15 protein-coding genes and 1 pseudogene are annotated in these 20088 nt (G+C 62.6%); 10 read left to right on the forward strand and 6 right to left on the reverse strand.

Annotation, left to right across the window (positions count from 1 at the left end; genetic code table 11):
- Positions 1 to 14: 14 nt before the first annotated feature.
- The 5 genes from FRZ40_RS14980 to FRZ40_RS15000 form a co-directional block, all read right to left on the reverse strand.
- Positions 15 to 3071 (reverse strand): efflux RND transporter permease subunit, encoded by a 3057-nt coding sequence (locus FRZ40_RS14980; protein WP_028371994.1) that lies wholly within the window; start codon positions 3069 to 3071, stop codon positions 15 to 17.
- A gap of 10 nt (positions 3072 to 3081) precedes the next feature.
- On the reverse strand, positions 3082 to 4233 hold the full coding sequence (locus tag FRZ40_RS14985; protein ID WP_028371995.1) for an efflux RND transporter periplasmic adaptor subunit: 1152 nt from the start codon (positions 4231 to 4233) through the stop codon (positions 3082 to 3084).
- A gap of 90 nt (positions 4234 to 4323) precedes the next feature.
- A complete protein-coding gene (locus FRZ40_RS14990; protein WP_147234534.1) occupies positions 4324 to 5919 on the reverse strand; it encodes an efflux transporter outer membrane subunit in 1596 nt (531 codons plus the stop codon).
- A gap of 351 nt (positions 5920 to 6270) precedes the next feature.
- On the reverse strand, positions 6271 to 6741 hold the full coding sequence (locus FRZ40_RS14995; RefSeq protein WP_028371997.1) for a ferritin-like domain-containing protein: 471 nt from the start codon (positions 6739 to 6741) through the stop codon (positions 6271 to 6273).
- 119 nt (positions 6742 to 6860) lie between these two features.
- Positions 6861 to 7217, reverse strand: a complete 357-nt coding sequence (locus tag FRZ40_RS15000) for a hypothetical protein (RefSeq protein ID WP_147234535.1) — start codon at positions 7215 to 7217, stop codon at positions 6861 to 6863.
- Positions 7218 to 7299: 82 nt separating this feature from the next.
- Between FRZ40_RS15000 and FRZ40_RS15005 the strand changes: the two genes are divergently transcribed.
- From FRZ40_RS15005 to FRZ40_RS15045, 9 genes and pseudogenes are all read left to right on the forward strand, one after another.
- The gene (locus FRZ40_RS15005; protein ID WP_147234536.1) at positions 7300 to 7530 is read left to right on the forward strand and encodes a hypothetical protein; all 231 of its coding nucleotides are present in this window, start codon (positions 7300 to 7302) and stop codon (positions 7528 to 7530) included.
- A 17-nt stretch (positions 7531 to 7547) separates the two neighbouring features.
- Positions 7548 to 7841, forward strand: a complete 294-nt coding sequence (locus tag FRZ40_RS15010) for an EF-hand domain-containing protein (RefSeq protein ID WP_028372000.1) — start codon at positions 7548 to 7550, stop codon at positions 7839 to 7841.
- Positions 7842 to 7914: 73 nt separating this feature from the next.
- Positions 7915 to 8628, forward strand: a complete 714-nt coding sequence (locus FRZ40_RS15015; protein ID WP_028372001.1) for a response regulator — start codon at positions 7915 to 7917, stop codon at positions 8626 to 8628.
- On the forward strand, positions 8625 to 10022 hold the full coding sequence (locus FRZ40_RS15020; protein ID WP_147234537.1) for an ATP-binding protein: 1398 nt from the start codon (positions 8625 to 8627) through the stop codon (positions 10020 to 10022). The genes FRZ40_RS15015 and FRZ40_RS15020 overlap by 4 nt, the downstream gene beginning before the upstream one ends.
- Positions 10023 to 10111: 89 nt before the next feature.
- Positions 10112 to 12087, forward strand: a pseudogene (locus FRZ40_RS15025) (amylo-alpha-1,6-glucosidase).
- 56 nt (positions 12088 to 12143) lie between these two features.
- Positions 12144 to 14879 (forward strand): MGH1-like glycoside hydrolase domain-containing protein, encoded by a 2736-nt coding sequence (locus tag FRZ40_RS15030; protein ID WP_147234538.1) that lies wholly within the window; start codon positions 12144 to 12146, stop codon positions 14877 to 14879.
- Positions 14880 to 14982: 103 nt separating this feature from the next.
- Positions 14983 to 16572, forward strand: a complete 1590-nt coding sequence (gene zwf / locus FRZ40_RS15035) for a glucose-6-phosphate dehydrogenase (RefSeq protein WP_147234539.1) — start codon at positions 14983 to 14985, stop codon at positions 16570 to 16572.
- 78 nt (positions 16573 to 16650) lie between these two features.
- Positions 16651 to 17460: an ROK family protein gene (locus tag FRZ40_RS15040; protein ID WP_147234540.1), complete on the forward strand. Its 810-nt coding sequence runs from the start codon at positions 16651 to 16653 to the stop codon at positions 17458 to 17460.
- Positions 17461 to 17559: 99 nt separating this feature from the next.
- Positions 17560 to 18132: a YbhB/YbcL family Raf kinase inhibitor-like protein gene (locus tag FRZ40_RS15045; protein WP_147234541.1), complete on the forward strand. Its 573-nt coding sequence runs from the start codon at positions 17560 to 17562 to the stop codon at positions 18130 to 18132.
- Positions 18133 to 18147: 15 nt separating this feature from the next.
- Here FRZ40_RS15045 and FRZ40_RS15050 read toward each other — a convergent pair whose 3' ends face one another.
- The gene (locus FRZ40_RS15050) at positions 18148 to 19143 is read right to left on the reverse strand and encodes an aldo/keto reductase (protein ID WP_028372007.1); all 996 of its coding nucleotides are present in this window, start codon (positions 19141 to 19143) and stop codon (positions 18148 to 18150) included.
- Between the two features lie 254 nt (positions 19144 to 19397).
- On the opposite strand from FRZ40_RS15050, the gene FRZ40_RS15055 reads away from it, so the two are divergent.
- A complete protein-coding gene (locus FRZ40_RS15055) occupies positions 19398 to 19940 on the forward strand; it encodes a lipocalin family protein (RefSeq protein WP_147234542.1) in 543 nt (180 codons plus the stop codon).
- Positions 19941 to 20088 lie beyond the last annotated feature (148 nt).

Here is a 20088-nt window from a genome sequence, read left to right on the forward strand (position 1 = left end):
CCCCAGCAACCACATCAAACCGTGACGGAAGAATGCCCACGATCCCGATGATGATCTGCAGCCAGAAACATATACATCGCTGGCACAACAAACAGAGTGAACAAAGTCCCAATAGAAAGCCCGGAAAAAATAACGAGCCCCATGGCATTACGTCCAGCTGCGCCGGCGCCGGAGGCGATGACCAAAGGCAGAACCCCGAGCACCATAGCAGCGGTAGTCATCAGAATAGGCCGCAAGCGCACGGCAGCCGCCTCTTCCAGCGCCTCGCGTTTACTACGCCCGGCCCGCTGCAATTCATTAGCAAACTGCACGATCAAGATACCGTGCTTGCTGACAAGCCCCATCAAGGTGACAAGCCCGACCTGCGTATAAATATTCAGCGTCGACAACCCCATATTGATGAAGATCAGCGCACCAAACAAAGCCATCGGCACAGACACAAGAATCACAACAGGATCACGAAAACTCTCGAACTGCGCGGCAAGCGCCAGAAACACAATGATCGTCGCGAACATCAGCGTGATGACGAAGCCGCCCGACTCCTGCACGAACTGCCGCGACAGGCCTGAATAGTCCGCGCTGTACCCCGTCGGTGCCGCATCGGTCGTGGCCTTGCGCAGGAAGTCGAGCACTTCGCCCTGCGAAATGCCCGGTGCGATCACGCCAGAAATGGTCGCCGAATTCAACTGCTGGAAGTGATTGATCGATTCAGGCACGACGTTCTGCTTCAGATGCGTTACCGTCGATGCAGGAATCACGCTGCCATCCGGCGTGCGCAAATAATAGTCGAGCACTTGCGACGGATTCAGCCGGTCCGTTTGCAACACCTGCGGAATCACCTTGTACGAGCGGCCCGCAATCGAAAAGTAATTCACGTAGTTGCCGCCAAGCGCCGCGCCCAGCGTCTGACCGACATCGCTTTGCGAGAGACCGAGCGACGCCACCTTGTCGCGATCCACCACCAGCACGCTCTCCGGCTTGTCGATCTTCAGGTCGCTATCGACGAAGAAGAACATCCCGCTTTCACGCGCTTTTTGCAGCACCGTCTGCGACACTTCGTTGAGGTTCTCGAATGGCTCCGTCGTGCTGATCACGAACTGCACGGGCAAGCCCTGAGCACCCGGCAACGGCGGAAACTGGAACGCCGCCACGCGCGCGCCCGCGATGCCGTTCCACTTCTGCTGCAACTCCTGCTGCAGCTGCGTCGCGTTTTTCTTGCGCTTGTCCCACGTCTTGAACAGCACGCCGCCGATGCCCTGATTCAGCGTCGGCGCGCCCGTCAACTGAAACATCTGCGAGTACTCAGGCAAGCCCTTCGAGATGTCGAACACCTGGTCCGCGTAGGTCTGCATCTGCTGGATCGTCGCATTGGGCGGCCCCTGGATCTGCGACAGCACGATGCCCTGGTCTTCCTGCGGCGCGAGTTCCGATTGCGACGTCATGAACAGATACACGGTGCCGCACAACAGCAGCGCGCCCATCACGATGAATACGGGCCACGTGTCGAGCATCGAATGCAACAGACGCGCATAGCCGCGGTGCACGCGCTCGAACTGCCGGTCGACGAAACGCGCAAAACGCCCGGACTCCTGATCCATGCGGAAAAAGCGCGAGCACATCATGGGCGACAGGCTCAGCGCAATCACGCCCGAAACGGCCACGGCACCCGCGAGCGTGAACGCGAACTCGGTGAAGAGAGCACCCGTCAGTCCGCCCTGGAAGCCGATGGGCAGATACACGGCGATCAGCACGACCGTCATCGCGAGAATCGGTCCGCCGAGTTCGCGCGCGGCGATCAGCGCCGCTTCGAATGGCTGCTTGCCTTCCTCTTTCATATGCCGGTCGACGTTCTCGACGACGATGATCGCATCGTCCACGACCAGCCCGATCGCGAGCACGAGCGCGAGCAGCGTCAGCAAATTGATCGAGTAGCCGAGCAGCTGCATGACGAAGAATGTGCCGATCAGCGACAGCGGCATCGCGATCACGGGCACGATCACCGCGCGGAAGCTGCCGAGAAACAGAAAGATCACGACGGTCACGATCAGCAGCGCTTCGACGAGCGTCTTGACCACTTCCTCGATGGCCGTATTGATGAAGTCCGTCGCATCGTAGACGATGTCGCCCGTCATGCCCGTCGGAAACTGCTTCTGCAGATCGGGAAAGATCGCTTTCACGCGCTTCGCGACATCGAGCACGTTCGCGTCCGGCGCGACCTTGATACCGATGAACACCGAGCGCTTGCCGCTGAACGCGACGTTAAAGTCGTAGCTGTCCGCGCCGAGGACGACATTGCCGACATCTTCGAGGCGCACGATCGCGCCGTTCTTCTGCTTGACGACCAGCTTCCTGAAGTCTTCGACGGAGTGCAGATCGGTGCCCGCATTCAGGTCGACACTGATCATCTGGCCTTTGGTCGTGCCCAGTGTGGCCAGATAGTTGTTATTGCCGAGGGCAGTGAAGACATCGGAGGCCGTGACGTTGTGCGCGGCGAGCTTCGCGGAATCGAGCCACGCGCGCAACGCGAACTGACGTCCGCCGAGAATCTCCGCCGTCTGCACGCCCTGTACCGAGTCGAGCCTGGGCTTCACGACGCGCAGCAGATAGTCGGTGACGTTGTTGCTCGGCAGCACGTCGCTGTAGAAGCCCATGTACATCGCGTCGGTGGTCTGGCCGACCTGCACGGTCAGCACGGGTTGCTGCGCCTGCGGCGGCAACTGGTTGCGCACCGACGCGATCTGCGTGTTGATCTCCGTCAGCGCGCGGTTCGAGTCGTAGTTCAGGCGCAGCGTCGCCGTGATCGTCGAGACGCCCGTCGTACTCGTCGACGACATGTAGTCGATACCCTGCGCCTGTGCAATCGCCGATTCGAGCGGCTGCGTGATGAAGCCCGCCATCGTGTCGGCGCTCGCGCCGTAGTAGGACGTCATGATCGTGACGACGCCGTTTTCCGTCTGCGGATACTCGCTGACCTTGAGCGTCGACAGCGCACGCAGGCCGAGCACGAGAATCAGCAGGCTCACAACGGATGCGAGCACGGGCCGTTCGATGAAGATGTCGGTGAATTTCATCGGCGGCCCCTTATTGTTCCTGAGGCGTCGGGTTCGGGCTGTCCGCGGGCTGCACGCGGTTGTCGATCACGAGCGGCGTGCCGTTCTTCAGTTTCAGCTGCCCGCTCGTCACGACCTGCGTGCCTTCCGCGATGCCCTTCAGAATTGCGACCTGATCGCCGCGCGTCGGTCCCGGCGTGACGAACACCTGCTGCGCGATGGGCATGATCTTGCCTTGCGCGTCCTTATGTTCGCCCGGCTTGACGACGAACACGGTCGCGCCGTACGGGTTGTACGTGATGGCGGTTTGCGGCAGCGTCAGATAGCGCTCCTGGTTGCCCGCGTCGATCTTTACGTTCGCATACATGCCGGGCAGCAGCTTGCGCTCGCGGTTGTCGACGCTCGCTTCGATCTGCACGTTGCGCGTGGTGTTGTCGACGCGCGGATTGATCGAGCGGATCTTGCCGTCGAACGTGCGGCCGCTATACGCATTCGTATCCACGACGATGCTTTGTCCCACCTGCAATTGCCCGAGCTGCTGCTGCGGCAGATAGAAGTCGGCGTAGATCGGGTCGATGGCCTGCAGCGTGACGATGGCGTCGCCGGGATTGATGTACTGGCCGGGATTGACCGTCGTGATGCCGACGCGTCCCGCGAACGGCGCGCGGATCGTTTTCTTGTCGACCAGCGCGGCCTGTTGATCGACCTGCGCGCGCTTGCTCTTGAGGTCGGCGGCGTCGGCATCGAGCTGTGCCTTTGCAATGGCCTGAATGTCGAACTGCGCCTTGTCGCGTTTGTAGACGGTTTGCGCGAGTTCCGCGGCCGCTTGCAGCGAGGCGAGCTGTGCGCGGTCCGAGTCGTCGTTCAGGCGCACGAGCACCTGTCCTGCTTTCACTTCCTGTCCCGAACTGAATGGAATCTCGCGCACGAGCCCGGCCACCTCCGTCGTCACGTCGACGCCGCGCACCGCGCGCAGGCTGCCGACGGCCGACAGTTGCGGTTGCCACTGCTGATACCGCGCGACGGCGGACGTGACCGTCGCGGCGGGCACGGCATTGCTCGCCATGAACTTCCTGATCATGTGCGCCTTGAAGAGGTTGAAGCCGACCAGCCCGCCGAGCAGCACGCCCACGCAGATCAGCATGATGATCATCCGCTTTGCCATCGGTCTTTTCGTCGTCATCGTCATGTCCTTGCACGGCAAACTGATGCACAAACCTGTCCGGTTGCGCTGCGTCTCATCGCATGCGCGATACCGTTATTGCAGAAAGAATCACTGCGGCGTGGCGACGGGCGCAGCCTGGCCTGTCGTCGTGTTGTTCCACCAGCCGCCGCCGAGCGCCTGGAACAGCGCCGCGGTATCCGCATAGCGCGCGGCCTGCGCCTGCGCGAGGTTCACGACGGTCTGCTGGTACTGGCGCTGCGCGTCGAGCAGCGCCAGATAGCTGACGCCGCCGACGCGAAACTGGCCGCGCGTCAGATCGAGCGAAGCGCTGGCCGCGCGCCATGCGTCCGTTTGCGCGGCGAGGCCCGTCGCATCGTGTTCGAGCGCGCGCAGCGTATCGGCGACGTTCTGGAACGCGAGCAATACGGTTTGCCGGTATTGCGCGTTGGCCTGATCGAAGGCGGCTTCGGCCGCGCGCTTTTGCGCGCTCAACTGGCCGCCGTGAAAGATCGGTTGCGTGATGCCCGCGCCGATGCTCCAGATCATGTCGGCGTACTTGAGCAGGCCTGCGGGCGTCAGCGCTTGCGGGCCATAGCTCGCGGAGAGCGTGATCTGCGGATACATGTTCGCCGTCGCCACGCCGACCTGGGCGCTTGCCTGATGCAAGGTGGCGTCGGCGGCGAGTATGTCGGGGCGCTGCTTCACGAGCGACGAAGGCAGGCTCACGGGCAGACTCTGCGGCAGCGTGAACATCGACAGCCTGAATTCCGGCACGCCCGTGTCGCCCGGCGGCTTGCCCGCGAGCACGGCGAGCTGATGCCGCGTCTGATCGAGCGACTGGCGCAGCGGCGGCAGTGTCGCGCGTGTTTGCGCGAGCAACGTTTCCTGCGAGAGCACGGCCGTGCGGCCCACGCCGCCCAGATCGAACTGCTTGCGCAACACGTTGAGCTGCGAGGCTTCGTCGGCGGCAATGCGCTCGGTGGCGTCGATCTGCTCGCGCAGCGACGCCTGCTTGACTGCCGCCGTCACGATGTTTGCCGACAGCGCGAGATACGCAGCCTGCAACTGATAGCTCTGGTAATCGATCTGCGAGCGCAGCGATTCGAGTTCGCGCCGCGAGCCGCCGAACACATCGAGGTTGTACGAGACGTTCACCGACGCGTTATACAGATTCAGTTCTTCCGTGAGTCCGGGCTGGCCGAACGTGACGCCGTTGAACTTCTCGCGTGTGGCGTTGAGCTTCGCGTCGACGGACGGATACAGCGCGCTGCCCACTTCCGCGCGGTAGTTCTCGCTCGCCTGCCGCAATGCGGCCTGCGCCGCAGCGACATTCGGACTGTTGGCGAGCGCTTCGCGGATCAGCGCGTCGAGCGGCTCGCAATGAAAGAGCGTCCACCATTGCGCAGGAATATCCTGCCCGGCGACGAACTGCTGGGGCACACCCGATGCGCCCGGCGACGCTGCCGTCTGATCGGGTAACGGCGTGGGCGTATAGGTTTCGGTGGCGGGCGGGGCAGGCGTGCGGTAATCGGGGCCGACCATGCAGCCGGACAGCGACACTAACGCCGCGCTCAGAATGGCGACAGAAGAGGTGATCGAAAGACAATGCGCGCCGGACTCACGGACGGAAGAGCGGCATAACGCCAGGCATGAAAGTCTGTGCGAGCGACTGCAACTGAAACTGGCATTGACGTCATCGATCATCTATCCACCCTGTGTTGCCTGCGCGGACTACGAACGAAACAGCGGATGCAGAATTCAACAGCCTGATGCCGCGCATAGCCTAGCATGGGTCGTTGCAAACGCGATCATGCTTGCGGAAGCTTTGGGGATTTAACGCGCGTCGCGATCGGCAAACGTTAAATGCGGCGCGCGTGCTGCATGAAGCAAGCGCCGCATGCATCACGTTCTGATACATGCAGCGCTTGTCGTCAGATAGAGAAGCAGCAGATAGACGAACGATTCGGTGAGCGAGCGAATATCGCTGCGGGGAAGGATTTGACAATTGAGCGCGTCGCGTCGGCGTGCGATCGCGCCCTTACAGCAACGGCGTATCTAATGCGCGGCGCCGCGCTCGCCCGATGTCGCAACTGTGCCTGGCTTGCGCAGCATCTTGTCGACTTCGCCCGCATGCATCTCTTCGGTGGCGATCATCTGCCGTGCATATTCTTCGAGCGCAACGGAGCGGTCCTTCACCAGTGCGAGCAGATCGCGATAGAGACCGAGCGCGACTTCTTCCGCCGTCAGCGATTCGCGCAGGATGGACGCGATATCCGTCGTATGCGAATCGAGCAGTTGCCCGATGCCGAGCGACGGATACTCGCCGAGCGTCGTGATCCATTCGCCCGCCAGATGCGCATGCGCGAGCGATTCGTCAGCCTGCTGGCGCAGCCACGACACGATGGGAATACGGCCAAAGCCAAACACGAGAAAAGAGTAGTGCGTATAGCGAACCACGCCTGCCAGCTCGGATTCGAGTATCTGGTTCAGCACGGCGATGACCTTGTCCTTTTCGATCTCCGGCATGGGGCCCTCCGTGATGCGAGTCGAAAGTCGGTGAATGTTGCGACGACAGAGGTTTCATTGTTGGACGCACCTCTGCAAAGATCAAGTGAATCGCCGCACGAAGGGCGTCATGACTGTGCTCAGCGCGCGATGACGACGGGAGCGGCTGCAACGGGTTGCGCATACACGACGTTCCGCGCCGGCACGACGGCGTAGGCGGGCGCCGCGACGACAGGCACGGCGACCGTCGCGTAGGGCAAGGGCTTCGCGGGCCCGGGTGGCGGCACGACGGCGACATACGGTACGACAGGCGCGGCGGGCACGACGGGCACCGCGTAATGCGGTTGCGGCGGCACGTAGTAGAGCGTGCGCGCAGGCACATACAGCGCGGCGGGCACATAGGCGGCATGAACGAAGACCGTGCCCGCGAAGGCGCTGGTCGAACAGGCGATCCCCATGGCGGCGATCGCAGACGTATAGGCAGAGCGAATGTTCACATGAAACTCCTGAAGCGGACATCGGCGGATGCGGGTGAAGTCCGGAACGTTGCCGCCGACGTGCAAACGATACGCAGCGCTCATGCCGAAGGACAGCGATAACCTGTTTCATTCGATGTCGGAAAAAGCACGCTCATACTTGAAGCGCATGCTGCGGAACCTGCGATGCATCGTCCTCGAACGTGCGGCGAATAACGCGCAAAGCACTGACATATCGCGACATAACTTTGAAATTGCCATCTCTGCGCCGGGCAACCAGAATTCGCTTCGCCAACGACGAATCGCAACAACACGTAGCGAAGAAGTTGAATGAAACGATGGAGATGGGAAATGAAAAAGCTGATCGCTATTCTTGCTTTGTGCATTGCATCGACGGGCGCGATGGCCCAGACGGCGCCGCAACCGATGTCCGCGTCGCCGCGCATGGAGCGCATGATGTCGCAACTGCAGGAGCGCTTTGCGGCTGCCAATACGACGCACGACGGCAAGCTGACGCTGGCTCAGGCGCAGACGGGCATGCCACGCGTCGCGCAGTATTTCGCCGAGATCGACACGCAGAAGCAGGGCTATGTGACGCTCGCGCAGATCGAGGCATTCATGGCGCAGCGAGCGGGTTCGCACTGACATTAAAACGGGTCGGCATGAAGCTACACTGTTTGCAGTATGGCCAGTCGCATGAGCGACGAAGGAGTCTTGCATGGACCGACCCGCCCGCATCATCGTGCTCGACGACGAAGCGGAACTTCGCAACATGCTGCAGCGCTTCCTGAGCGGACATGGCTTTGAAGTGCGCGCCGTCGAGAACAGCAAGCGGCTCGAGCGCTATCTGCAGCGCGAGCCCTACGACCTGCTCGTGCTCGATCTGATGATCGGCGAAGAAGACGGCCTGCAGATCTGCGCGAAACTGCGGGCGGAAGGGCATACGCTGCCCATCCTGATGCTCACGGCCAAGGGCGATCCGCTCGATCGCGTGATCGGATTGGAAACGGGCGCCGACGATTACCTCGCGAAGCCCTTCCTGCCGCGTGAACTGGTCGCGCGTATCAATTCGCTGCTGCGCCGCCAGAAAATCGCGTCGAACGATCCGACCATCACGACACAGTCGCTGCGTTTCGGCGATTTCCGGCTCGATGTCGGCAAACAGTGCCTGTATCGTCAGGACGATCCCATCGAACTGCATTCGGCGCAGATGTTGCTGCTCACCGCGCTTGCTGCGTCGCCGAATCGCGCGGTAAGCCGCGACAACCTGATCGCGCGTGCGCGGGGGCGCGACCACGATGCGCTCGACCGCAGCATCGACGTGCAGATTCTGCGTCTGCGGCAGGCAATCGAACACGATCCGTCGAAGCCGCGTTTCATCAAGACCGTGTGGGGCGTCGGCTATATGCTCGTTGCCGACGTCGAAGCATGAGCGCGCGCGTGTTGCGGTATGTGCTGCCGCGCAGCGTGCTTGGGCGCAACATCGCGCTGCTGATCGTGCTGGTGGCGTTCAGTCAGGTCTGTGCATTGAGCGTGCTGGTTCACTACGTGCAGAAGCCGCGCGTCGAACGGGCGGCAGCCGTGTTCGGCACGTACATCAAGACGCTGGACAACGCGCTGACGGCCTCGCCCGAGAACGCTCGCGAGACACTCGTCGCACGGCTCGACGCGCGCAGCGAGCCGCCCGCCGAGGCCGTCCTGGAGCCGCATATTCGCGTGCTCGCGTTCTACCGCACATCTCAGCTGGTGACGTTTCTGGAAACGCTGCATCGCTATCTGCCGCCTGGCACGGAAGTGCGCTGGCAAGGCTCGCCGCATCCGCGCATGTGGATACGCATGCACGTAGCCGCCACGCCCTATTGGATCGGCTTGGAGGTGCCCGAGGAAGCACAGGGCGGCGGCATGCTGACGGCCGTGCTGCTGTCGATCGGACTCGGCGTGCTCGCCGCGCTGACGGGTTTCGCGCTGCAGGCTTACCTGAACCGTCCGCTGCGCGAGCTGGCGCAGGCGGCGCGGCGCGTGAGCGCGGGCGAGACGCCGCCGCCGCTGCCCGTCGACGGCCCGACGGAAATCGCGCAGGTGAGCGGCGCATTCAACCAGATGACGCAGGCGCTGCAGCAGGCGGAAGCGACGCGTGCGCTGATGCTCGCGGGCATTTCGCACGACATCCGCACGCCGTTGACGAAGCTGCGTCTCGCCATGGCGATGGCGAGCGACACCAACGGCGACGAAGCATTTGTCGGCGCGGCGGAGTCCTATCTGGATCAGATCGATACGATCCTGCAGCAGTTCATGGACTATGCGGGCAGCGGCGAGCGCGAAACGCCGCAACGGGGCGATCTGAACGGATTGATCAGCCAGTTGGCCGCGGACTTTGCAGGGCTCGGGCATGAATTCGATTTGCAGTTGGGCGAGTTGCCCGAGCACGCGTTCAGGCCGATCACGATGATGCGGCTCGTGATGAACCTGATGCAGAACGCCGTCGTCTATGGGCAAACGGGACTCGCCGTCCGAACATGGGCGGATACAAACGCGATTGTTGTGGCCGTCGGCGATCGCGGCAAAGGCCTGAGCGCGGAAGAACTCGAGCGGCTCAAGGCGCCGTTCCAGCGCGGCAAGAATGCGCATGGAAAGACGGGCGGCACGGGGCTGGGACTTGCTATCGTCGAGCGCATCGCGCGCTTGCACGGCGGCACGCTGGAGTTTCATGCGCGCGAGGGCGGGGGCCTGGAAGTGCGGGCCGTGCTGCCCATTCAGATCGATGCACGGGCAACGGGCGCGCCGTCGGCTTCCGATGAGCCATCCGCGGCGCAGCCTGCGCTATGAATCGTATTGGCGCGCAAGACATTTCATGCGCGAGCCGCTAATCTGTCGGCTGTCCTGATCCCGGCCGCCGGCGTACGGCGGCACCAGCGATGACACGCGTCGACTCTCCCTTCGATATCGAACGTCTGGAAGACGAGTGGCTCGAAGCCGATGGCTTTGGCGGCTTCGCGTCGGGCACGGTGGGCATGCTGCGCACGCGCCGCTATCACGCGCTGCTGCTGACGGCAACGCGGCCTCCGTCGGGCCGCGTGGTGCTCGTCAACGGGATCGAGGCGTGGCTCGAAGCGAACGGCGCACGATATCCGCTGACGATGCAGCGCTATGCGCCCGATATCGTCTATCCGGACATCGCTGCAAGTCTGACGTCGTTCGACACGGCGCGTTGGCCGACATGGCGATTCCGGATCGACGACGACACGAGCGTGGTTGCGGAACTGTTCGTCGCGAAGCAAACATGCGAAACGGTGCTGCGCTGGCGCATCGAATTCGTTGACGGCGCGCAACGCGCCGGCGCTTTCACATTGCATGTTCGTCCGTTGCTGTCGGGTCGCGACTATCACGCGCTGCATCACGAGAACGGTGCTTTCGATTTCTCCGCTGCGATCGATGGCGCATGCGTGCAATGGCGGCCGTATCGCGATCTGCCTGCCGTTCGCGTCTTGATGAACGGCACATACGAACATGCGCCCGACTGGTATCGCAACTTCTGTTACCTGCGCGAACGTGAGCGCGGCCTCGACTTTACGGAAGACCTCGCGACGCCTGGCGTCTTCACGTTCGATCTGCTTGCCGGCGCAGCTGTGACGGTATGGAGCGCGGGTATGTCGAATGACACTTCGCGAGCGGCACTCGATCATGCGAACGCGCTGGCAGAAACGGAAGCCGCGCGCAGAGCGAGCTTCGCTTCCCGTTTGCATCGTTCCGCCGATGCGTATGTCGTCGCGCGCTCGTCGGGCCGCACGATCCTCGCGGGCTTTCCGTGGTTCACCGATTGGGGCCGCGATACGTTCATCGCGATACGCGGTCTGCTGATCGCGACGGGGCGGCATGCGGAAGCCGAATCGATTCTGCTCGCATGGGCGGGCACGATCTCGCAGGGCATGTGTCCCAACCGCTTTCCCGATTACGGCGACGAGCCGGAGTACAACTCGGTCGATGCGTCGCTGTGGTTTGTCATCGCTGTGCATGACTATCTGGCGACGGGGCACGCGTCGAACACGACGCAAGAACGGCTGCATGAGGCCGTCGAAACGATTCTGTCCGGCTATACGCAAGGCACGCGTTACGGCATACGCGTCGACGACGATGGTTTGCTGCGCGCCGGCGTGCCGGGCGTGCAACTGACGTGGATGGATGCGAAGGTCGGCGACTGGGTCGTGACGCCGCGTATCGGCAAGCCCGTCGAAGTGCAGGCACTGTGGTTCAACGCGTTGCGCATCGCTGCGCAGTGGAATGCGCGCTGGGACGAAGCGGCCATGCGTGCGGCGGCATCGTTTGCGCAGCGCTTTGTCGATCCGCAAACAGGCGCGTTGTTCGATAACGTCGATGTCGATCATGTGCAAGGTGCCGTCGATCGTTCGATACGGCCCAATCAGATCTTCGCCGTGGGCGGTTTGCCGTTTGCGCTCGTCGAAGGCGCGACGGCGCGGGATGTCGTTGCGCAGGTCGAAGCGCATTTGCTGACGCCGCTCGGGTTGCGCACGCTGTCGCCGGAAGATCGCGCGTATCGCGGGCGTTATGCGGGCGGGCCACTCGAGCGCGATGGTGCGTATCACCAGGGACCGTGTGGCCCTGGCTGCTCGGGCCGTTCGTCGAAGCATGGCTGCGCGTGCAACGTCCCGACAGTGAGGCGCGCAGCGCGGCGCGTACGCGTTTTCTCGCGCCGCTCGATGCGCATCTGGATCGCGCGGGCCTCGACCATCTGCCCGAAGTCGCGGATGGCGATGCGCCACATGCGCCGGGCGGTACGCCGTTTCAGGCGTGGTCGCTGGGTGAGCGGTTGCGGATGGGGGTGTTGCTGGGCGAAGCGGACCCGGTGGAACTGCCCGCTGCCCGACGCGACTGATCCATTCCGCGCTACGATGTGACACCCACCGTCACCCGAGAGACGAGGACGCTGCCATGCCTCCGCTGCGCGCTGGAAATCTGCTTGCCACGGTCGAAGGGATTCGCCTGCATTCCGGCGAATGCTCGCGATGGCAGCGTTGGGGTCCGTATCTGAGCGAGCGTCAGTGGGGCACGGTGCGCGAAGACTACAGTCCCAACGGCACCGCGTGGGACTACTTCCCGCACGATCACGCGCGCAGCCGCGCCTACCGCTGGGGCGAAGACGGCATCGCAGGCTTCGGCGACGACACATTGAACTGGTGCGTGTCGATCGCGATGTGGAATCGCGCCGATCCCATCCTCAAGGAACGTCTGTTCGGTCTCACGAACCAGGAAGGCAACCACGGCGAAGACGTCAAGGAACTGTACTTCTATCTCGACGGTACGCCCACGCATTCGTATATGCGGATGCTCTACAAGTACCCGCATGCCGCGTTTCCGTATCAGGATCTCGTCGAAGAGAACGGGCGGCGCGGCGCGGACCTGCCCGAATACGAAGTGCTCGATACGGGCGTGTTCGACGACCTCTGTTATTTCGACGTGACCGTCGAGTACGCGAAGAACACGCCGGAAGACATCGTGATGCGCGTCACTGTCGAGAATCGCGCAGACGAGTCGGCATCGCTCGATCTGCTGCCGCAAATCTGGGCGCGCAACAAATGGTCATGGAAAGAGACGGACGAGCGTCCCAGGCTCACGAAGGAAACCGTGCATGACGTCACGCGTCTGCTCGGCACGCATCCGGGACATGAACCGATCATCGTGACGGCATGGTCGCCGGATACGACCGTGCTCGAATGGCTGTTCTGCGAGAACGATACGAACGTCAGGCGCCATTTCAACACGGACGCCGACGGCCCATTCAAGGACGGCTTCAACGATTACCTCGTGCACGGCGATGGCGACGCGATCCGGCGCGACGGCGGCACGAAAGCAGCCGCGCACGTGCCGCTGAATCTGCCGCCGCATGGCAGGGCTGTCGTCTATCTGCGCTGGCGGCCCGAGTTCGCTGTCGACGAAACGCCGCTTTGCGCAGAGGATCTGTTCGCGCAACGCATCGCCGAAGCGGACGCCTTCTATGCGGCGTTGCAGCACGATATCGAAGGCGACGACGAGCGGCTCGTGCAGCGTCAGGCATTGGCGGGCATGCTGTGGTCGAAGCAGTACTACCAGTTCGACGTGCAGCGCTGGATGGACGGCGATCCCGCGCAACCGACGCCGCCTGAGTCGCGCAAGAACGGACGCAATCGCGACTGGCGGCATCTGTGCAATGCGGACATCGTGTCGATGCCCGACAAGTGGGAGTATCCGTGGTACGCGTCGTGGGATCTCGCGTTTCACGCGGCGGCGTTCGCGTTGATCGATCCCGCGTTCGCGAAGCGTCAGTTGCTGTTGCTCGTCAAGGATCGCTACATGCATCCGAACGGGCAGATCCCCGCGTACGAATGGGCCTTCGGCGATGCGAATCCGCCCGTGCATGCGTGGGCGGCATGGCGTGTCTACGAGATCGATCGCGCGCTGACGGGCAAGGGCGACCGCGATTTTCTCGAACTCGTCTTTCACAAGCTGCTGCTCAATTTCTCGTGGTGGGTGAATCGCAAGGACGCGGACGGCCGCAACATTTTCCAGGGGGGCTTTCTCGGACTCGACAACGTCGGCATTTTCGACCGCTCGTCGCCGCTGCCGACAGGCGGCCATATCGATCAGGCCGATGGCACCGCATGGATGGCCGCGTATGCGCTGGATCTGATGCGCATTGCGCTGGAACTCGCGTTTGCAAATCACGTGTTCGTCGATATCGGCGTGAAGTTCTTCGAGCACTTTCTGTACATTGCCCAGGCCGTGAGTTGCGAAGACGGCTGCGAAACGGGCCTATGGGACTCGGAAGACGAGTTCTTCTATGACAAGCTGCGCCTGCCCGATGGCACGAGCGTGCCGATGCGCGTGCGCTCGATTGTCGGCTTGATACCGCTGCTTGCCGTTCATGTGCTCGAAGAGCGTCTGCATGGCTCGCTGCCGGGGCTGCGCGACCGGCTCGTCTGGTTCCTGCGCAACCGGCCCGACCTTGCGAGACTGGTATCGCGCTGGAATGAGCCGGGGCGCGGCAACGCGCTGCTGCTGTCGCTGCTGCGCGGGCATCGGATGAAAGCACTGCTCAAACGCGCACTTGATGAAGCCGAGTTTCTGTCCGATCACGGCGTGCGCGCGCTGTCGCGTGTACATCGCGATCAGCCTTACGTCTACAGGCACAACGGGCAGAGCTTCTGTGTGAAGTATCTGCCCGCCGAATCGGATTCGCGCGTGTTCGGCGGCAATTCGAACTGGCGCGGGCCGGTATGGATGCCCGTGAACTATCTGCTGATCGAATCGCTGTACGAATTTCATCGCTATTACGGCGACGATTTTCGGGTCGAGTATCCGACAGGTTCGGGCAACAAGCTCTCGCTGTCCGAAATCGCCGATGCGCTCGCGCGTCGCACCACCACGCTCTTCCTGAAGGACAAGAACAACGAGCGTCCCGTGATGGCCGCGTATCCGCTGTTGCAGGCAGACCCGCGTTCGCAGGATCTCGTGCTCTTTCATGAATACTTTCATGGCGATAACGGACGCGGCGTGGGCGCCTCGCATCAGACGGGATGGACGGGCCTCGTCGCGTTGCTGCTGCAGCCGCGCGAGCTGACGAGTTCGGGAATGTTGCCCGCCACGGGCGACGTGCCTGAGCCCGAGCGTGTGCCGGCTGCTGTGAAGTAGAACGCACTGCATGCCGCTGATGCTGCTGTTCGATTGAACCACGCGGCATCGCGGCAGGTCTTTCAGATATCGCCACTCGTGGCTCATCGACGGAAAGCGTGCCATGTCCAACGACGCGAAACATACGGATTCTTCATCCCACCAGCCCGCAAGCTGCAAGATCGGCGCAGGGCCGCACGCACAGGCGGCCAGTCCCGCCGGCAAACGCCCTGCGCCGCCGTGCACGCTGGTCATTTTCGGCGCGGGCGGCGATCTGACCAAACGGCTGTTGACGCCGTCGCTCTATAACCTCACCGTCGACGGCCTGCTCGACGACGGAATGCACATCATCGGCGTCAATCACGGCGAATGCGAAACGAAGGCGTGGCTCGACGATCTGGGCCAGTCGCTGCAGCAGTTCGCCGCCGACAAGGCGAGCGAATCCCACACCGGCAAGGTCGACGAGAAAGCCTGGAAGTGGCTGTCGTCGCGCATGGAGTATATGGCTGGCGAATTCGAAGCCGACGATGTATTCGAAGCGCTCAAACAGCGCATCGAGAAAACGCCGCACGGCAATGCGATTTTCTATCTCGCCGTGGGCGCGCGCTTTTTCAAGCCGATCGTCGAGCGGCTCGGCAAGCATGGCCTGCTCAAGGAAGACGCGCACAGCGACGGCCGCTTCCGAAGGCTCGTGATCGAGAAACCGTTCGGCACTGACCTCGCGTCCGCGCGCGATTTGAATGCGCACATTCTGCAATACGCAAAGGAATCGCAGGTATATCGCATCGATCACTTTCTCGGCAAGGACACCGTGCAGAGCATTCTCGCCGTACGCTTCGCGAATGCGATGTTCGAGCCGGTGTGGCGGCGCGAGTACATCGACAGCGTGCAGATCACGGCGGCCGAAACGCTCGGCGTGGAAGGGCGCGGCAAGTTCTACGAGCAGACGGGCGCGTTCCGCGACATGGTGCCGAACCATCTGTTTCAGTTGCTGGCGATGGTCGCGCTGGAGCCGCCCAATTCGTTCGATGCCGAAGCCGTGCGCGGCAAGAAAGCCGAACTGTTCGATGCAATCGAGCCGCTCAAACCGAAGGACGTCGTGTTCGGCCAGTACGAGAAAGGCGATGCGGGCGTGGCCTATCACGACGAACCGGACGTCGCACGGGACAGCACGACGGAGACCTATGCAGCCGCGCGCGTTTTCATCGACAACTGGCGCTGGGCAGGCGTGCCGTTCTATCTGCGCACGGGCAAACGCATGGCCGCGCGGCGCACGGAAATCGCCGTGCAACTGAAGCGCGTGCCGTTCCTGATGTTCCGCGGCACGCCTGTCGAATCGTTGACACCGAACGTCTTTACGCTGCGCATCGATCCCGCTCACGGCACGCGTTTCGACTTCAACGTGAAGATACCCGGACCGACGATGCAGATGGGCGCGGTGCGCTCCACCTTCAACTACAACGACTTCTTCGACGAGCGCGCGAACGTCGGCTATGAGACGCTGTTGTACGACTGCATGCTCGGCGACGAGACGCTCTTTCAGCGTGCCGACAGTATCGAGTCGAGCTGGTGTGCAGTGGACCGCGTGCTGCATCCCGAAGGCGGCGCGATGCAAGTGCACGGCTATCCTGCGGGCGGTAACGGGCCGGTGCAAGCCGACGAACTGCTTGCACGCGATGGCCGCGCATGGCGGCCGTTGCAAGGCGCAGAGTAAATCTCGGAGCAGACCTCAGAGTTGACCTGCTAACACAAAGAAGCACAAGGCAGCACAAAGACGAACGGAGAGGACGACTTGGCCAACGATAAAGCAGCGAAGCAACGCAAAGCGGCAAGCGGCGACGAACGGATACTCGCCATCGACGTCGGCGGCACGGGGTTGAAGGCAGCTGTGATCAACGCGGGCGGCGAGATGAAGAGCGAGCGCGTGCGCGTGGCGACACCGCATCCGTGCAAGCCGGAACAACTGGTCGATACGCTCGCGACGCTCGTGCAGCCGCTCGTCGACGCGCATCATCCGACGCTGATGTCGATCGGTTTCCCGGGCGTCGTGCGCGACAACCGCGTGCTCACGGCACCCAACATCGGCGATGCGAGCTGGCGTGGCTTTGCGCTCGCGGATCAGCTGGCGGCGCGTGTGGGCGGCTTGCCTGTGCGTATGATCAACGACGCCGAAATGCAGGGCTTCGCCGCGATCGAAGGGCACGGCATCGAATTCGTGCTGACGCTGGGCACGGGTGCGGGCACCGCGCTCTTTCGCGACGGCGAGCTGATGCCGCATCTCGAGCTTGCGCATCATCCCGTCAGCAAGGGGCGCACGTATGACGAGTACATCGGCAATGCGGCGCGCGAGAAGGCGGGCGCCAAACGCTGGAACCGGCGGGTCGAGAAGGTGATCGGCATCCTGGCTACGCTCGTCAATTACGACAAGCTGTGGATCGGCGGCGGCAATGCCGGGCGCCTGACGTTCGACTTGCCCTCCGATGCAGCCATCGTGTCGAACGCGGCAGGCATCGAAGGCGGCGCGAAGCTGTGGCATCCGAAGTCGGTACGCGAGACACGTCAATTGCCGGAAGCGAATCAGAAGGCGGGGGAGTTCCGCTGACGGCGGATGCGGAATAAAACGGCATGCCCGTCCGTTTCGTCAAACGCAGCCGCGAACAGGCGGAGTAGGCGGCTGCACATCTCTCGACGGAGCCGCCTCATGAAAACCATTCCACACTGCATCCGGCTCGCCGCTGTTGCGTTACCGATTGCGTTATCGATTGCGTGTTCGACAGGTCTCACGCAGGCCGTCGCGGCAGAAGCGTTCGAAGTCACGTCGCCCGGCACGCCTGATGGCGGCACCATCGATGCGAGCCACGCCGCGAGCGCAAACAGTTGCGGCGGCGGCAACCAGTCGCCCGCCGTGCAGTGGCGCAACGTCCCATCGGGCACACACAGCTTCGCGGTGACGCTATTCGACCCCGACGGCGCAAAAGGTCTCGGTGTGATTCATTGGGTGTTGTACGGCATACCCGCGTCGATGAACGCGATGGCGCATGGCGCGCCGGTGCCCGCGGGCAGCGTGAGCGGCATCAATCGCACGGGGCAGCCCGGCTATTACGGACCGTGTCCGCCCATCGGCGACGTGCCGCATCACTACGTATTGCAGGTCTACGCGCTCGATCTCGCGCCCGATGCGCTTCCGGCCAACCTCAATCACGATGCATTTCTCGCGGCCGTCACGAATCACGTGCTGGCCGCGAGCAGCACGGTGCTGCGCTATGGACGTTAGCGCAGCACGGGGCGCTCAGCGCGGCGCATCGCCCCAGCGATACTCGACTGTGGCCTCATCGAGCTCCTTCTTGATCTCGGGATCGAGCGCATAGTCGACGGCGGCTAGCGAGTCGTTCAACTGCTCGACACGGCTCGCACCGATGATCGCCGACGTGACGGTGGGATTCGCGAGCACCCATGCGATGGCCGTCTTCGTCATCGGCTCGCCCGTTTTCGCATTGATGTCGCGCAGCGTGTCGATGGTCTTGAACTCGCGTTCATGCCAGTAACGCTCCGAGTACATCGCACCTGCCTTGCCGACCGTTTCGGTGAAGCGTCCGTCCGTCGGCTTCGCGTCGTGTCGATGCTTGCCCGTCAGCAATCCGCCCGCGAGCGGGTTATATGGAATGACGGCCAGGCCTTCTTCGTCGGCGAGCGGCAGCAGTTCGCGTTCGATCTGCCGGAACAGCAGGTTGTAGCGCGGCTGAACCGACACGAAACGCGCGGCGCGCAGCACGTCCGCGCGCCCTAGCATGCGCGCAAGTCGGTAGGCCAGATAGTTCGATACGCCGATATAGCGGGCCTTACCCGAGCGCACGATCACGTCGAGGGCTTCGAGCGTTTCGTCGAGCGGCGTGTCGCGGTCGTCGGAGTGCAGCTGGTAGAGGTCGACGTAATCGGTGTTGAGGCGGCGCAGCGAATCGTCGATCGCGTCGAGCAGATGCTTGCGCGATGCGCCCTGATTCCATGGATGCGGACCGACCTTGCCGACGGCTTTCGTCGCGAGGATGAAACGCTCGCGCTTGCCTTTGAGCCAGCGTCCGATGATCTCCTCGGTGCGGCCCGCAAGATTTTCGCCGCCGCCTAGCGGATAGACGTCGGCGGTATCGATGAAATTGATGCCGGCATCCGTTGCCTTGTCGAGAATGCCACGCGATACGTCTTCTTCCGTTTGCAAGCCGAACGTCATGGTTCCGAGACACAAACGCGAGACAGTCAGGCCTGTATGGCCGAATTTGCGGTATTGCATGATCGACTCCGCGAGAAGGGATAATGTGAGGTTGAGTGGAGCGGGTTGAAAAGCAGAAGAGAGAGCATAGCGGCTATTGCGAATCGGCGTCGGTACGCTGGCGCGACGCATACATTGTGCTGACAGCGTAGTGCGCCGTGCAGCGAAAACTTTTTCAGGGCGTCAGGTCAAAACGGTTTTGTCGCCTGTCGAGGCTTCATCTCTGATGCGTGTCGAAAGAAGCGAAAACGCACAACACGCACACGGCCGTATGCATGCACGCGCAGTGCTTGCGGGCGCGGCCGTTGCCACCGCAGCTGATCGCGTGCGCCATCGTCATCAAAAGAAAAAGAGGCAATGCGCGTGTGGCCGACCCGGCCAGGCACGTCGATCTGGACCTCTACGCGGGGCGCTGGTATGAGTTCGCGCGCTATGACAATCGTTTCGAACGCGGCCGCGATTACGTCACGGCCGACTATGCGAAGCGCGACGATGGCCTTATCAGCGTGATCAACATCGGTCACGAAGGTGGCGCGGACGGACTGCGACGGATCGCGCGCGGCAAGGCGCGCGTGACGCACGATTCGAACAACGCCAAGCTGAAGCTGTCGTTCTTCGGACCGTTCTATGTCGGCGACTGCTGGGTGCTCGATCACGGCGACGACTATCGGTGGTCGATCGTCGGTGAGCCGTGCGGAACGTATCTGTGGATACTCACGCGTGACGCGAAACCCGCGGTCGAACTGCAACGTGCGCTGCTCGAACGCGTGCGTGAGTTGGGATATGACGTGTCGATGTTGCGGCGAACGCAGCAGTGAAGCGCGCTTGGAAGCCCGTTGAAAATTTTTCTATCGCCCTTTCCTTTTTGTGTAAACGTGCGCCGTACGTCCCTCAATTGAGGTCAGCGAAGCATGCCGAACGCGGTAACACTTCCCTTCGATTAACGAGTCATCGCGCAATAACTTC

Source organism: Paraburkholderia azotifigens (assembly GCF_007995085.1).
Lineage (GTDB): Bacteria > Pseudomonadota > Gammaproteobacteria > Burkholderiales > Burkholderiaceae > Paraburkholderia > Paraburkholderia azotifigens.